This is a genomic window from Acinetobacter sp. YH12117, from assembly GCF_013418865.1.
In the GTDB taxonomy this organism is placed as follows: Bacteria; Pseudomonadota; Gammaproteobacteria; order Pseudomonadales; family Moraxellaceae; genus Acinetobacter; species Acinetobacter indicus.
Genome location: NZ_VPBF01000004.1, coordinates 109,225 through 125,534, shown reverse-complemented (window position 1 = coordinate 125,534; position 16,310 = coordinate 109,225). Strand labels below are relative to the sequence as shown.

Sequence of the window (16,310 nt, the reverse complement as noted above, 5' to 3'; positions counted from 1 at the left end):
TGAAAGAAGGCGTTGAAATGGTTATGCCAGGCGACAACGTTGAAATGTCAGTAGAATTAATCCACCCAATCGCAATGGACGCTGGTTTACGCTTCGCGATCCGTGAAGGTGGTCGTACTGTAGGTGCGGGTGTAGTTGCTAAAGTAACTGCATAATTATAAAATAAGTTTCACAAGCCGAAGTTTGCGGATTTCGGCTTGTTCTACAGGCCAGTAGTTCAATTGGTAGAGCGTCGGTCTCCAAAACCGAATGTTGGGGGTTCGAGTCCCTCCTGGCCTGCCATTTTTCAAAAAAAGCTTGATGCTGGCAAAACTGGTCATATAATAAGTCGCGAATCCTACGACGAGTACAAAAATGTCGAATGATAAATCGCGTGACGCATTAAGCGAAGCGCCAATTCCTCAAAGAAATAATCCTGCTGAAGTTGTAAATTCGGGTTCTCCATTAGACTACGTGTTGTGGATTATCGCCTTGATTTTATTCATTGCGGCAACCATGGTGAATCAGCATCTACCAGCGTACTGGGCACCGGCAAATGATATTTGGGTGCGCGTTGGGGTAATTTTGGCTTGTATCGTAGTGGCTTTAGGTTTATTATACGCCACCCATCAAGGCAAAGGCTTTGTTCGTTTATTGAAAGATTCACGAATCGAGCTGCGTCGAGTGACTTGGCCAACCAAGCAAGAGACAGTGACTACATCTTGGCACGTACTTGCAGTTGTAGTTGTAGCATCCATTTTATTGTGGTGTTTTGACTACGTTTTAGGTTGGGCAATTAAATTTATTATCGGGTAAGAGAGCTATGAAACGTTGGTACATTATTCATGCCTATTCTGGTTATGAAAAACAAGTGATGCGTTCGCTTAATGATCGAATCCAGCGTAGCGCTGTTGCCGATAGCTTTGGTGAAGTCCTGGTTCCTACCGAAGAAGTGGTAGAAATGAAGGATGGTAAGAAACGTAAATCTGAGCGTAAATTCTTTCCGGGCTATGTGCTAGTCGAAATGGAAATGAATGATGATACTTGGCACATTGTAAAAGAATGTCCAAAAGTATTAGGTTTTATTGGTGGTACACCGGAAAAACCTGCGCCAATTACGCAGCGTGAAGCTGATGCAATTCTTGCACGTGTACGCAATACTGGTGAAGCACCTCGTCCGAAGACGATGTTTGAACCAGGCGAAGAATTACTGGTAATTGACGGTCCATTCACCGACTTTAAAGGCGTGGTGGAAGAAGTCCTTTACGACAAGTCACGTTTAACGTTGACGATTAATGTATTCAATCGACCAACACAGGTTGAGCTGGAATTTCGCCAAGTCGAAAAATCAGTTTAATTCACTGCTGGTTGAAAACGCCCGATTTGTTATGGATCGGGCATTGTTGTTGTAACGGTATCGTTACTTAGAAATCATTGGGGAGCCTAGCGGCGTTTGTACCCAGAGGTAATTGAAAATGGCTAAGAAGATTGACGGCTATATCAAGCTGCAAGTTCCAGCTGGTAAAGCAAATCCATCTCCACCAATTGGTCCTGCACTGGGTCAACGTGGTGTTAACATCATGGCATTCTGTAAAGAATTCAATGCTGCGACACAAAAAGTTGAAGCTGGTCTTCCAATTCCAGTAGTGATCACTGTGTACAACGACAAGTCGTTCACATTCATCATGAAAACTCCACCTGCTGCTATTCTGCTTAAGAAAGCTGCTGGTATCCAGAAGGGTTCAGCTGTACCAAACAAAACTAAAGTTGGTAAGTTGACTCGTGCTCAGTTAGAAGAGATCGCGACTACGAAAGAACCAGACTTAACTGGTGCTGACTTAGACGCGCGTGTACGTACCATCGCTGGTTCTGCACGTTCTATGGGCTTGGAAGTGGAGCTATAAGACATGGCAAAGTTAACTAAACGTCAAAAAGCCATTGCTGCTGCTGTAGAAGCAAACAAAGTTTATACTTTGGAAGAAGCAGTACAAGTTCTTAACAGCCTTCCTGCAGCTAAATTCAAAGAATCTTTGGATGTATCTGTAAACCTAGGTGTTGACCCTCGTAAATCTGACCAGGTTGTTCGTGGCGCGACTACACTTCCTGCAGGTACAGGTAAAACTGTACGTGTAGCTGTGTTTGCTCAAGGCGCTGCTGCTGAAGCTGCTAAAGCTGAAGGCGCGGACGTAGTTGGTTTTGATGACCTGGCTGAAAGCATCCAAGCGGGTAACCTTGACTTTGACGTGGTAATTGCTGCTCCAGATGCAATGCGCGTTGTAGGTAAATTAGGTACAATCCTTGGTCCACGTGGCTTAATGCCAAACCCTAAAGTGGGTACGGTTACTCCTGACGTAGCAACTGCAGTTAAAAATGCAAAAGCTGGTCAAGCACGTTACCGTGTAGACAAAGCGGGTATCATCCACGCTGCGATCGGTCAAGTAGGTTTCACTGCTGAAGCTGTTCGTCAAAACGTTGAAGCTCTTGTAGCTGACCTGAAGAAAGCAAAACCTGCGACTTCTAAAGGTGTATACATCAAAAAGATCACTCTAAGCTCAACTATGGGTCCTGGTCTGACTGTTGATGTAAACAACGTTTCTAACTAAGTTTAACTTAGACAGAATTTTAAAGTCCTGAGTGAAATTTAAAGCACTGCTTTAAATTTCATGCAAGAGAGGGTATAAGCTTCACTCGAAGCATAGCTTCTCGTCTTGCGGATCGGCAAAGCGTTGCTTTGCTGATCGATCCTCAGGCGGACTTTGAATTGGTAAATGAGAATTTATCAGCGTCAAAGACCTCAGGCGAGGGGAGTTTTATGCTCTTCTCTTAAAATCCCAGCCTGCGTAGACGCGGTGGTGTGATTTATTCCTCCTCCGCGTGTGAGTTCAGTGATGAATTCACGAATTGGGAGTGTATCCCTTGTGGGTACATAAATCACCGTTAGGAGGTTTTACAATGGCTCTTCTTATCGAAGACAAAAAACAGATCGTAGCAGAAGTAAACGAAGTTGCTTCTCGCGCGTTCTCTGCTGTTGTTGCTGACTATCAAGGTTTAACCGTTGAGCAATTAACTGCTTTACGTGTTGAAGCGCGTAAGCTTGGTGTTACGACTCGTATCGTGCGTAATACTTTGGCTAAGCGTGCATTCGAAGGTACTCAATTCGATATCTTGAATGCAACTCTTGTTGGTCCAACAATCTTAGCTTTCTCGACTTCTGAAGACGACATGGGTGCAGCTGCACGCTTGTTCGAAGATTTCGCTAAAACAAACAAAGCATTTGAACTTAAAGCTGCTGCATTTGACGGCAAGGTTTATCAAGGTGCTGAAGTTAGCGTGATTGCAAATCTTCCGAACCAAGAAAAAGCGCTTACTATGCTTGCAAACGTTCTTCAAGCTCCTATTTCGAAATTGGGTCGCCTTATTACAGCACTCAAAGAGAAAAACGAGTCAGAAGCAGCTTAAGCTTAAATCAATTTACACACCATTCAATTTCCATTTGGAGTTATTCTCATGGCTTTAACTAACGAAGAAATTTTAAACGCAGTTGCTGAAAAAACTGTTCTTGAACTTGTTGAACTGATCTCTGCTTTCGAAGAGAAATTCAACGTATCTGCTGCTGCTGTTGCAGTTGCTGCTGCTCCAGGCGCTGGCGCTGCTGCTGCTGAAGAGCAAACTGAATTCAACGTTGAGTTGACTTCTTTCGGTGCAAACAAAGTTGCAGTAATTAAAGCAGTTCGTGAAGCGACTGGCCTTGGTCTTAAAGAAGCGAAAGACATGGTTGAAGGTGCTCCAGCAGTACTTAAAGAAGGCGTTTCTAAAGAAGAAGGCGAAGAGCTTAAGAAGAAACTTGAAGAAGCTGGTGCTACAGTTACACTTAAGTAATAGCTTAAGCGGAGTCGATTTTTTTATAATCGACTCCAAAAAATGGCTGATGGCTCTTGGGTCATCAGCCTTTTTGCGTTACAATAATCGGCTCGATTTTTGTTTGCATGATATAAATTTCATACAAATTAAAAATAAAGATAACAATCAAACGCTTACCAATATTTTTCAATGTTAAAAAATATTGTTAAGCGTTTTAATACCACTAAAAATTGCAGCATTTGTAAAGAGTGGTGGCCATATCGGCCTGCGTAATTCCTTCTGAGCCCGTTCTGCAGGCGGGCTTGGTTTACTTTCCGAGGACTCCAGATGGCATACTCATATACCGAAAAGAAACGGATCCGTAAGAATTTTGGTAAATTGCCCCAAGTCATGGAAGCACCGTACCTGTTGGCGATTCAAGTCGACTCGTACCGTACTTTCTTGCAAGATGGCAAATCTCCAAAAAACCGCGAAGATATCGGTCTCCAAGCCGCATTTCGTTCAGTTTTTCCTATAGAAAGTTATTCTGGCAATGCTGCTTTAGAATTTGTTGAGTATAGTCTTGGTAAACCAGAGTTTGATGTGCGCGAATGTATTCTTCGCGGCTCAACTTATGCGGCACCAATGCGCGTTAAAATTCGTTTGATCTTGAAAGATCGTGAAACGAAATCAATCAAAGACGTACGTGAACAAGAAGTCTATATGGGCGAAATGCCATTGATGACGGATAACGGTACTTTTGTGATCAACGGTACCGAGCGTGTAATCGTATCGCAATTACACCGTTCACCAGGCGTATTCTTTGACCATGACAAAGGTAAGACTCACTCAAGCGGTAAAGTGCTGTATTCAGCGCGTATTATTCCTTACCGTGGTTCATGGTTAGACTTTGAATTTGATGCCAAAGATTTAGTCTATGTACGTATCGACCGTCGTCGTAAATTACTGGCGACTGTGGTTCTGCGTGCCCTGAACTATAACAACGAACAGATTCTTGACCTGTTCTACGAAAAAGTTCCTGTTTACCTGGATATGGGTAGCTATCAGATCGACTTGATTCCAGAACGTCTGCGTGGCGAAATGGCACAATTCGATATCACTGATGCTGATGGTAAAGTCATTGTTGAACAAGGTAAGCGTATCAACGCACGTCATGTTCGTCAAATGGAAGCCTCTGGTCTGACCAAACTGTCAGTGCCGGATGAATACCTGTATGAGCGCATTACTGCCGAAGACATCGTGCTGAAAGATGGCGATGTGATTCCGGCCAACACACTGTTAAGCCATGAAGTGATGGTGAAGCTGGCTGAAGGCGGCGTGAAGCAGTTCAATATCCTGTTCACCAACGACATCGACTGCGGTTCATTCATTGCAGATACGCTACGTGCCGATACGACTACTGGTCGTGAAGAAGCACTGGTTGAAATCTACAAAGTGATGCGTCCAGGCGAGCCACCAACCAAAGAAGCAGCTGAGAACCTGTTTAACAACCTGTTCTTCTCTTCTGAGCGTTATGACCTGTCACCAGTCGGCCGTATGAAGTTCAACCGTCGTCTGGGTCGTCCTTATGAAGTCGGTACTGACCAGAAGTCGCGCGAAGTTGAAGGCATCCTGTCCAACGAAGACATCACGGATGTACTGAAAACATTGGTTGAAATCCGTAACGGTAAAGGTGAAGTCGACGATATCGACCACTTGGGTAACCGTCGTGTTCGTTCAGTGGGTGAAATGACTGAAAACCAATTCCGTGTCGGTCTGGTTCGTGTAGAGCGTGCGGTTAAAGAACGTCTATCACAAGCTGAAACTGATAACCTGTCTCCGCAAGATTTAATCAATGCGAAGCCAGTGGCTGCTGCAATCAAGGAATTCTTTGGTTCAAGCCAGTTATCTCAGTTCATGGACCAGAACAACCCATTGTCTGAAATCACCCACAAACGTCGTGTATCGGCGCTTGGTCCAGGTGGTTTGACCCGTGAACGTGCAGGCTTCGAAGTGCGTGACGTACACCAGACTCACTATGGTCGTGTATGTCCAATTGAAACGCCTGAAGGTCCAAACATTGGTTTGATCAACTCGCTATCTGTTTACGCGAAAGCCAACAGCTTCGGTTTCTTGGAAACGCCATACCGTAAAGTGGTTGATGGTCGTGTAACAGACGAAGTTGAATATCTGTCTGCGATTGAAGAAGTAGGGACTGTGATTGCACAGGCCGACTCGGTTGTAGATCAGGACGGTAACCTGACTGAAGAATTCGTTTCTGTACGTCACCACGGTGAATTCGTACGTATGTCACCTGAAAAAGTGACCCATATGGACGTATCTGCTCAGCAGGTGGTTTCTGTTGCAGCATCGCTGATTCCATTCCTTGAACACGATGACGCCAACCGTGCATTGATGGGTTCCAACATGCAACGTCAGGCCGTACCTACATTAATCGCGGACAAACCGCTGGTTGGTACCGGTATGGAAGCCAACGTGGCACGTGACTCAGGTGTGTGTGTGGTTGCAGGCCGTGGTGGTGTGATCGAGTTTGTTGATGCATCACGTATCGTAATTCGCGTCAATGAAGATGAAATGATCGCGGGTGAAGCAGGTGTAGATATCTACAACCTGATCAAATACACGCGTTCAAACCAGAACACCTGTATCAACCAGAACGTTGTGGTACGTTTAGGCGATAAAGTTGCACGTGGTGACATCCTGGCGGATGGTCCATCGACAGATGGCGGTGAACTGGCGCTGGGTCAAAACATGCGCGTGGCGTTCATGACCTGGAATGGTTACAACTATGAAGACTCGATCTTGCTTTCTGAGCGTGTGCTTCAAGAAGACCGTTTAACGTCGATTCACATTCAGGAACTGTCATGTGTTGCACGTGATACCAAACTGGGTGCTGAAGAAATCACGGCTGATATTCCAAACGTCGGTGAAGCTGCGCTGTCTAAACTGGACGAATCAGGTATTGTTTACATCGGTGCAGAAGTGACTGCCGGTGACATCCTGGTGGGTAAAGTAACACCAAAAGGTGAAACTCAGTTGACGCCTGAAGAAAAACTGCTTCGTGCCATCTTCGGTGAAAAAGCAGCGGACGTAAAAGACTCCTCTTTACGTGTTCCATCGGGCACCAAAGGTACAGTCATCGACGTTCAGGTCTTTACCCGTGATGGTCTGGAAAAAGACGAACGTGCACTGGCGATTGAGAAAGCGCAGCTTGATGCATACCGTAAAGACTTGAAAGAAGAATACAAAATCTTCGAAGAAGCAGCACGTGAACGTATTGTTCGTCTGTTAAAAGGTCAGGAATCGAATGGCGGTGGCGGCACTAAACGTGGCGACAAACTGTCTGAAGATATGCTGTCTGGTCTTGAACTGGTTGATCTGCTTGAAATCCAGCCAAGTGACGAAGCGATTGCGGAACGTTTAACGCAAATTCAAACCTTCCTGAAAGAGAAGAGCTTTGAAATTGACGAGAAATTCGCTGAGAAGAAACGCAAACTGTCTACAGGTGACGAACTGACCACTGGCGTACTGAAAGTGGTTAAAGTTTACCTTGCAGTGAAACGTCGTATCCAGCCGGGTGATAAGATGGCGGGTCGTCACGGTAACAAGGGTGTTGTATCCAACATTCTGCCGGTTGAAGACATGCCACACGATGCCAACGGTGTGCCGGTAGACGTGGTACTGAACCCGCTGGGTGTACCATCGCGTATGAACGTGGGTCAGATTCTGGAAACGCACTTGGGTATGGCAGCCAAAGGTCTGGGTGATCAGATCGACAAGATGCTGAAAGAACAGCGCACCATTCTTGAACTGCGTGAATTCTTGGACAAGATTTACAACAAGGTGGGCGGCGAGCAAGAAGATCTTGACAGCCTGACGGATGATGAAATCTTGGCGCTTTCTGGCAACCTGCGTGCCGGTGTTCCATTGGCAACACCTGTATTTGACGGTGCTGAAGAAGGTCAGATCAAAGACTTGCTTGAACTTGCGGGTCTGTCACGTACCGGTCAAACCGTATTGTATGATGGCCGTACGGGTGAGCGTTTCGACCGTCCAGTTACTGTCGGTTACATGTACATGCTGAAACTGAACCACTTGGTTGATGACAAGATGCATGCGCGTTCAACTGGTTCTTACTCATTAGTAACACAGCAGCCGCTGGGTGGTAAGGCACAATTCGGTGGTCAGCGTTTCGGTGAGATGGAAGTCTGGGCACTGGAAGCATACGGTGCAGCTTATACGCTTCAAGAAATGCTCACTGTGAAGTCGGATGACGTTGAAGGCCGTACCCGCATCTATAAGAACATTGTAGATGGTAACCATTATATGGATCCGGGTATGCCTGAATCGTTCAACGTATTGACCAAAGAGATCCGTTCTTTAGGTATCAACATTGAACTGAAAAATGGTGACTAAGAATCTCCATTAAATCTCCCTAAATCCCTCTTTGTAAAAGAGGGACTTTTCCCCCTTTGAAAAAGGGGGATTAAGGGGGATTAAAATTCAGTTAAAAAACAATATTTGTGACCCAGTCGGAAAGTGAAAATCTTACCGGCACACGGAGAAAAAAATTGAAAGACTTGCTCGATATCATGCGCAAAAAGACGGACTCAGACGGTCATGCTCCTGTAGAGTTTGACCGCATCCGTATTGGTCTTGCGTCACCAGAAATGATTAAGTCGTGGTCTCATGGTGAAGTTAAAAAGCCTGAAACCATTAACTACCGTACCTTCAAACCAGAACGTGACGGTTTGTTCTGTGCCAAAATCTTTGGTCCAGTCAAAGATTACGAATGCTTGTGTGGTAAATACAAGCGTATGAAATACAAAGGCGTCATCTGTGAAAAATGTGGCGTTGAAGTAACAACTGCAAAAGTTCGTCGTGAACGTATGGGTCACATTGAGCTTGCTTCTCCAGTAGCACACATCTGGTTCTTAAAATCACTGCCGAGCCGTATCGGTCTGTTATTAGACATGACCTTACGTGATATCGAACGTGTTCTGTATTTCGAATCTTATGTAGTGACTGACCCAGGTATGACTCCATTTGAGAAATACCAGCTTCTGAACGATGAAGAATACTTCAATGCGTTGGAAGAGCACGGTGATGAATTCACAGCGAAAATGGGTGCAGAAGCAGTTCAGGACCTGTTAAAAGACATCGATCTTGAAAACGAAATCTCACGCCTGCGTGAAGAAATTCCACAAACAACCTCTGAGACGAAACTGAAAAAAGCGTCTAAGCGTTTGAAATTGATGGAAGCGTTCAAAGAGTCGAACAACAAGCCAGAATGGATGGTGATGAATGTACTGCCAGTACTTCCGCCAGACCTTCGTCCGCTGGTTCCGCTTGAAGGTGGCCGTTTCGCAACGTCTGACCTGAACGACCTTTACCGTCGTGTGATTAACCGTAACAACCGTTTGAAGCGTCTTCTTGACCTTGCAGCGCCAGACATCATCGTACGTAACGAAAAACGTATGTTACAAGAGTCTGTAGATGCATTGCTTGATAACGGTCGTCGTGGTCGTGCAATTACCGGTTCGAACAAACGTCCGCTGAAATCTTTGGCCGATATGATCAAAGGTAAGCAAGGTCGTTTCCGTCAGAACTTGTTGGGTAAACGTGTTGACTATTCAGGCCGTTCGGTGATTACCGTAGGTCCTACTTTACGTTTGCACCAATGTGGTCTTCCGAAGAAAATGGCGCTGGAACTGTTCAAGCCGTTCATCTTTGCGAAACTGCAAGCCTCTGGTCAAGCCACTACCATTAAAGCTGCGAAGAAAATGGTTGAGCGCGAGACGCCAGAAGTTTGGGATGTTCTTGCATCTGTGATCCGTCAGCATCCAGTGATGTTGAACCGTGCGCCAACCCTTCACCGTTTGGGTCTGCAAGCGTTTGAACCGATCCTGATTGAAGGTAAAGCGATCCGTCTGCACCCGCTCGTTTGTGCTGCGTTTAACGCCGACTTCGACGGTGACCAGATGGCGGTACACGTACCATTAACACTTGAAGCGCAATTAGAAGCGCGTGCGTTAATGATGTCGACCAACAACATTCTGTCTCCAGCCAACGGTGAGCCAATCATCGTACCGTCTCAGGACGTGGTCTTGGGTCTTTACTACATCACCCGTGATGCGGTAAATGCCAAAGGTGAAGGCATGGTGTTCGCGGATACGCATGAAGTTAACCGTGCCCTTGCAACCGGTCAGGTTGATTTGCATGCTCGCGTAAAAGCGCGTGTATACCAAACTGTCATCAATGACAACGGTGAGCGTGAGCAACAAACTATTGTTGTAGACACCACACCAGGTCGCTGCCTGCTTTGGGAAGTTGTGCCAGAAGGTTTAAGCTTCGAGCAAATTAACGTTGAGATGACCAAGAAAAACATCTCCAAGTTAATCAACTCTTGCTATCGTAAACTGGGTCTGAAAGACACGGTCATCTTTGCTGACCAATTAATGTACTTGGGCTTCCGTCAAGCGACGCGTTCAGGTGTATCGGTTGGTATGGAAGATATGGTTATTCCACCAAGCAAACAGGCGATCATTGACAAGGCAGAAGCTGAAGTTCGTGAAATCGAACAACAGTTCGAACAAGGTTTCGTAACGGCCGGTGAACGTTATAACAAAGTCGTCGATATCTGGGCACGTACCAATGACCAGGTAGCGAAAGCGATGATGGACAACTTGTCTTTCACCACTGTGAAAAACAAACAGGGTGAAGACGAGAAGCAGAAATCATTCAACTCGATCTACATGATGTCGGATTCTGGTGCCCGTGGTTCGGCAGCTCAGATTCGTCAGCTTGCAGGTATGCGTGGTCTGATGGCGAAGCCGGATGGCTCGATCATTGAAACGCCAATTAAGGCGAACTTCCGTGAAGGTTTGACCGTACTTCAGTACTTCATTTCAACGCACGGTGCGCGTAAAGGTTTGGCCGATACTGCACTGAAAACTGCGAACTCGGGTTACCTGACGCGTCGTCTGGTTGACGTTGCGCAAGACTTGGTGATCACTGAGCCAGATTGTGGCACCATGGCTGGTCTGGTGATGACACCATTTATTCAGGGCGGTGACGTGATCGAGAACCTAGGTACGCGAGTACTGGGTCGTGTGGTTGCTGAAGACGTGAAGAAAGCCGGTTCAGATGAAGTGATCCTGCCACGTAACACCTTAATTGACGAAAAACTTGCCAACTTCCTGGAAGAGCAAGGTGTCGACGAAGTGAAAGTACGTTCAGTAGTATCATGTGAATCGACCTTCGGTGTGTGTGCGAAATGTTATGGTCGTGACCTTGCACGCGGTCACTTGGTGAACCCAGGTGAATCTGTGGGTGTTATGGCGGCACAATCAATTGGTGAGCCAGGTACACAGTTAACCATGCGTACCTTCCACGTGGGTGGTGCGGCAAGCCGAACTTCGGCTGCCAACAGTGTTCAAGTACGAAACAAAGGTACCGTACGTTTCCACAACGTGAAAACTGTACAACATGCCAAAGGTCACCTGGTATCGACCTCTCGTTCAGGTGAAATTGGTATTGCAGATGACTTAGGTCGTGAGCGCGAGCGCTATAAACTGCCTTACGGTGCGTCAATCTTGCTGAAAGATGGCGAAGCGGTAGAAGCAGGTGGTATCGTGGCGACTTGGGATCCGCATACCCATCCACTGGTAACTGAAGTTGCAGGTAAAGTACGTTTCAGCCAGATCGCTGATGGTGTCACTGTAACCTCGAAAACGGATGATGCAACCGGTATGACCACAATCGAAATCTTGCCAGTGACTTCACGTCCTGCGTCAGGTAAAGATTTACGTCCTGCTGTTGTGTTAGACACCGTGGACGGTGGTGAACAGTTCTACTTCCTGCCACAAAACACTATTCTTTCGGTTCGCGATGGCGAAACCATTGGTGTCGGTGACGTTATTGGTCGTGTACCACAAGAATCTTCACGTACCCGTGATATTACCGGTGGTCTGCCGCGTGTTGCTGACTTGTTCGAAGCACGTAAACCAAAAGAGCATGCGATTTTGGCAGAAGTGTCAGGTATCGTGAGCTTCGGTAAAGAGACCAAAGGTAAGAACCGTCTGGTGATTACCCCGGATGATGGTTCAGAGATCTACGAAGAGCTGATTCCGAAATGGCGTACTATTAACGTGTTCGAAGGTGAGCATGTGAACCGTGGTGAAACCATTTCTGATGGTCCACAAAACCCGCATGATATCTTACGTCTGAAAGGTGAAGTGGCGTTGACCAACTACATCGTGAACGAAGTTCAGGACGTTTACCGTCTGCAAGGTGTAAAAATCAACGACAAGCATATTGAAGTCATCGTACGTCAAATGCTGCGTAAAGTTGAAATCACTGACGGTGGTGATACCAGCTTCATCAAAGGCGAACAGGTGGATTACATCCGCGTGGTTCAAGAAAACCAGGCTGTACTTGCACAGAACAAGTTCCCAGCGAAGTTTGATCGCCAGTTGATGGGTATTACCAAAGCATCGCTGTCGACGGATTCGTTCATCTCTGCTGCATCGTTCCAGGAAACCACACGTGTGTTAACTGAAGCGGCTGTAACCGGTAAAGAAGATGATCTACGTGGTCTGAAAGAAAACGTCGTTGTTGGTCGTCTGATCCCAGCGGGTACAGGTTTGGCTTACCACTTAGAGCGTCGTCGTCAGGAAGCAGAAGCTGCAGAATTTGAACTGCAAAATGACTTCTCTGATGTAGACCAAGCATTAAGTCAGGCATTTAACCAGGAATTCTAAGCTGGTGAAATGACAACCAAGAGACGCCTTCGGGCGTCTTTTTTTATGCCTGAAAAAAGGGTATCGCGCTGTACTTTGGCGTTAGATGGGCCGGGTTGCTGCTGCAAAGCGGGTGTTTTTACATAAATCCTCTATTGGTTACCAAGTTGGTAACATATTGCTCAGATTCGACCCATCAATATCGAATAAGCTAAAGCTATGACCAAAACAGGGGAAGAGCGATCATGAAAAAAGTTATCGGTGTTATGGCAGCCGCCACCTTATCTACCTTTATGCTGGCCGGCTGTGAAAGTATGTCTCCAAATGAACAGCGTATTGGTGCAGCGGCCTTAGGTGGTGCAATTGGTGGTGGTGTCGGTGGTAATGTCGGCGGTACTGCAGGTGCAGCCATTGGTGGTGGTGCCGGTGCAGCAGTGGGTAGTAAAACCCAGGATGGTTCAAACCGTAACGCGACCTATAGTGGTGTCGGCGGTGCAATTGGTTCTGCGGTAGGTAAAAGCATCTTCGGTGGTAGTACTGGTGCAGCGATTGGTGGTGCGATTGGTGGCGGTGCAGGTGCCGCGATTGAGCAGAACCGCTAAGTCTGGTTTAGACGATCTCACATAAAAAAAGCGCTTAAAGATAAGCGCTTTTTTATTTAGCCGGCAGCATGCGGCTTTTTGCGGCGGATGTATACCGTCTTTTCTACCTCCGCAATACGTACGCCGGCTTCATCAAAAATATTCAGGCGGTAGTTACGATATACCGGTGCATAATTCTCGGCCAGTTCCCGAATGGTAGCGACCTCCATGGCATTGAGGCGGATATCGGCATAGACCATACTGCGACCGGGCGCTAGAAAGCGGATGGTCGCGGCCTTATCCCAGACAATATATTTTGAGCCAAGATGATGCATCAACAGCAGCATATAAAACGGATCGACCATGGCATACAGGCTACCGCCAAAATGCACCCCAACAATATTCTGGTTTTTACGCGTCAGTGGCATTTTGACACGAATGTGGTAATTGGCCAGATCCATTTTCTCGACCGCAATACCGGCGCCGCGATAGGGGGCATAGCGATTGATCAGGAATTTGGACAGGGTCGGAATTGTCTGTAGTTTTTTTAAAAGGCTCATAAGGGTCAATTATTTTTATTGCACTGATCTGCATACTAGAACAGAAACCGGCAGGTGGCATTGATTTGATTGACTGCGCTTGCCAATAAACAGCCAATACAAGAAATCACCCATAAACAGAACAGGATGTCATCATGCACGCTCATACGCAGTGGATTCATACCTCAGACCAGCAGCGCCTGTATGTCAAAAGCTGGGGCAAGCCGGACAATCCGGCGCTGGTACTGGTTCATGGTTATCCCGACAATCAGGAAGTCTGGGAAGCTGTTATTGCCCAGCTGATTCAGGATTTTTATATTGTGACCTATGATGTGCGTGGGGCCGGTCAGTCTTCCATTCCGAAGCATATTCGTGATTATCGGCTGGCACGCCTGTCTGAAGATTTACTGACTGTGGTGGATGCAGTGCTGCCCAACCGGCCATTTCATCTGGCTGCGCATGATTGGGGTTCAATTCAGTCCTGGGAGTCGGTGACCGATGCCCGGTTTCGCCAGCGGATTCTTTCTTACAGCAGCATTTCCGGGCCTTGTCTGGACCATGCTGCATTCTGGATGCGTGCGCAGTTACAGCAGGGTAAGGCCAAATTCTTAAAACAGCTGGGCAAGTCCTGGTATATCGCTGTGTTTCAATTGCCCTTACTGGCACCGACGGTGTGGCAATACATGAGTGCAGAGCGCTGGGGCAAAATGCTACAGCAGCTGGAGCAAAGCTCGGGTCTGGCCTTAAACCCGAATATCCAGCAGGATGGTCAATATGGCGTCAATCTGTATCGGGCCAATTTTATCCCGCGTTTGCTCAAACCACGTCAGCGTGTGGCGATTTGTCCGGTACAGGCCGTGGTACTGACCGAAGACCGCTTTGTCAGTCCGGAGCTGATTGATGAAGTGCCGAACTGGGCAGCAGACTTCCAGCGAGTGGAGATTGCGGCCAATCACTGGGCAATTTTAAGCCAGCCGGAGCGGATTGCTCAACATCTTCGGGATTTTGCATTTTCAAAATCAGGCAGTTAATTTGACTGTTACTGGCAAGGTCAAGACAAATATCGGACAGCGCAACAACAGCAGCTAAATAGCGATCAATCTCTGATAAAATAGCGTTTTTTCTCGATCCGTCTTTTCTTATGTTTGCAATTCTTGCCGCCATCGCAGTCATGTTCGGGCTGTCGTTGGCACGTGTTCCTGTTGTTTTTGCACTGGTCATTGGTGCCGTTACGGGTGGTTTGCTGGCTGGTTTGGGCCTGCAAGGTACTTTAGAGGCGTTTAATAATGGCCTGGGCGGTGGTGCTAAAATTGCTTTGGCCTACGGTATTTTAGGTGCTTTTGCACTGGCTCTGGCGCGTTCAGGTTTACCTGATTTATTGGCCTATAAAATGATTCGCACCTTAAAGGGTGAGGCCGATCTGAAAGCGCAAAACCGGGTCAAATACTTTATTTTCCTGGTGGTGGCCATTGCCGCGGTATTCTCCCAGAACGTGATTCCGGTACATATTGCCTTTATTCCGGTATTGATTCCGCCATTGTTGATGGTATTTAACCACCTGAAACTGGACCGTCGTCTGGTGGCCTGTTTATTGACCTTTGGTCTGGTGGCCACCTATATGCTGGTGCCGGTCGGATTTGGCGCCATCTTCCTGAATGATATTCTGGGCCATAATATTAATACCTTTGGCAAGCCGTATGGATTTGAGATCAGCTATGACCAGATTCCAACAGCGATGGCCATTCCGGTATTCGGGATGTTTGTCGGTTTGCTGATCGCGGTGTTTTTCTCATACCGTAAGCCACGTGAATATAAAGACGTGCATATTGAAGAGCAGCAAAGCATTTCGGCTGAAATGGGTGTGGCACAAAAATCAGGTCAACCTGAAGTGGCGACGTTCACCATCTGGATGGCAGTCATTGCGATTCTGGTAACCCTTGGCGTGCAGCTGTATTCAGATTCGATGATTCTGGCCGGTCTGGTTGGTGTAGCGATTCTGAGCTGTGCCGGGATCTTTAAGTGGAAAGAAGCGGACGATGTTATTATTACCGGTATGCGGATGATGGCACTGGTTGGCTTTATTATGATTGCTGCGCAAGGTTTTGCTGCCGTGATTGAGGCAACAGGACAGGTTTCTGCGCTGGTTGAAGCGTCGGTTGACTGGATTGGTAATAGCCAGGCACTTGCAGCCTTTTTAATGTTGTTGATTGGTTTGCTGATTACTCTGGGTATCGGTTCATCATTCTCTACCATTCCGATTCTGGCGATTATTTATGTACCGCTCTGTATTCAATTTGGTTTTAGTCCTGCAGCAACTATTGCGATCATTGGGACTGCGGCTGCACTGGGCGATGCCGGTTCACCTGCTTCGGATTCGACCTTGGGGCCAACCTCAGGCCTGAATATGGATGGTCAGCATGACCATATGAAAGACAGTGTAGTGCCGACCTTTATTCACTTTAATATCCCGCTGATGATTTTTGGCTGGATTGCCGCCATGGTGCTTTAACCTGAAATATCCCGGGAATAAAATCCCGGGATTTTTTTGAATCATAGATGTATTTATAATCATTCTGATAATCTAATAATAGATGTATTTAAAATATATA

Annotated in this window: 12 protein-coding genes, 1 tRNA gene and 1 pseudogene; 13 read left to right on the top strand and 1 reads right to left on the bottom strand. The window is 46.7% G+C overall.

What is annotated here, in order from left to right:
* The 11 genes and pseudogenes from FTU55_RS03130 to FTU55_RS03080 form a co-directional block, all read left to right on the top strand.
* A pseudogene (locus FTU55_RS03130) lies at window positions 1–155 on the top strand (elongation factor Tu); the annotation flags it as partial.
* Window positions 156–206: 51 nt separating this feature from the next.
* A tRNA-Trp gene (locus FTU55_RS03125) sits at window positions 207–282 on the top strand.
* Between the two features lie 72 nt (window positions 283–354).
* Entirely contained in the window at window positions 355–795 is a 441-nt protein-coding gene (gene secE, locus FTU55_RS03120) for a preprotein translocase subunit SecE (RefSeq protein ID WP_005181678.1), read from the top strand.
* 7 nt (window positions 796–802) lie between these two features.
* A complete protein-coding gene (gene nusG, locus FTU55_RS03115) occupies window positions 803–1,336 on the top strand; it encodes a transcription termination/antitermination protein NusG (protein WP_005181681.1) in 534 nt (177 codons plus the stop codon).
* A 118-nt stretch (window positions 1,337–1,454) separates the two neighbouring features.
* Entirely contained in the window at window positions 1,455–1,883 is a 429-nt protein-coding gene (gene rplK / locus FTU55_RS03110) for a 50S ribosomal protein L11 (RefSeq protein WP_004868049.1), read from the top strand.
* Window positions 1,884–1,886: 3 nt separating this feature from the next.
* Entirely contained in the window at window positions 1,887–2,582 is a 696-nt protein-coding gene (gene rplA / locus FTU55_RS03105) for a 50S ribosomal protein L1 (RefSeq protein WP_005181684.1), read from the top strand.
* 349 nt (window positions 2,583–2,931) lie between these two features.
* Window positions 2,932–3,438: a 50S ribosomal protein L10 gene (gene rplJ, locus FTU55_RS03100; RefSeq protein WP_075167586.1), complete on the top strand. Its 507-nt coding sequence runs from the start codon at window positions 2,932–2,934 to the stop codon at window positions 3,436–3,438.
* A 48-nt stretch (window positions 3,439–3,486) separates the two neighbouring features.
* Entirely contained in the window at window positions 3,487–3,858 is a 372-nt protein-coding gene (gene rplL, locus FTU55_RS03095) for a 50S ribosomal protein L7/L12 (RefSeq protein WP_004774018.1), read from the top strand.
* A gap of 309 nt (window positions 3,859–4,167) precedes the next feature.
* Entirely contained in the window at window positions 4,168–8,256 is a 4,089-nt protein-coding gene (gene rpoB / locus FTU55_RS03090; protein ID WP_180046154.1) for a DNA-directed RNA polymerase subunit beta, read from the top strand.
* A 155-nt stretch (window positions 8,257–8,411) separates the two neighbouring features.
* Window positions 8,412–12,602: a DNA-directed RNA polymerase subunit beta' gene (rpoC, locus tag FTU55_RS03085; RefSeq protein WP_005181690.1), complete on the top strand. Its 4,191-nt coding sequence runs from the start codon at window positions 8,412–8,414 to the stop codon at window positions 12,600–12,602.
* Between the two features lie 224 nt (window positions 12,603–12,826).
* Window positions 12,827–13,183, top strand: coding sequence for a hypothetical protein (locus FTU55_RS03080; RefSeq protein WP_005181692.1), 357 nt, complete (start codon window positions 12,827–12,829; stop codon window positions 13,181–13,183).
* A gap of 56 nt (window positions 13,184–13,239) precedes the next feature.
* On the opposite strand, the gene FTU55_RS03075 is transcribed toward FTU55_RS03080, so the two are convergent.
* Complete coding sequence (locus FTU55_RS03075) at window positions 13,240–13,722, bottom strand: DUF4442 domain-containing protein (protein WP_005181693.1); 483 nt, start codon at window positions 13,720–13,722, stop codon at window positions 13,240–13,242.
* Between the two features lie 134 nt (window positions 13,723–13,856).
* On the opposite strand from FTU55_RS03075, the gene FTU55_RS03070 reads away from it, so the two are divergent.
* Together FTU55_RS03070 and FTU55_RS03065 are read left to right on the top strand one after the other, a co-directional pair.
* Complete coding sequence (locus tag FTU55_RS03070) at window positions 13,857–14,732, top strand: alpha/beta fold hydrolase (protein ID WP_180046152.1); 876 nt, start codon at window positions 13,857–13,859, stop codon at window positions 14,730–14,732.
* Between the two features lie 110 nt (window positions 14,733–14,842).
* Complete coding sequence (locus tag FTU55_RS03065) at window positions 14,843–16,210, top strand: Na+/H+ antiporter family protein (RefSeq protein WP_180046150.1); 1,368 nt, start codon at window positions 14,843–14,845, stop codon at window positions 16,208–16,210.
* The last annotated feature ends 100 nt before the right edge of the window (window positions 16,211–16,310 follow it).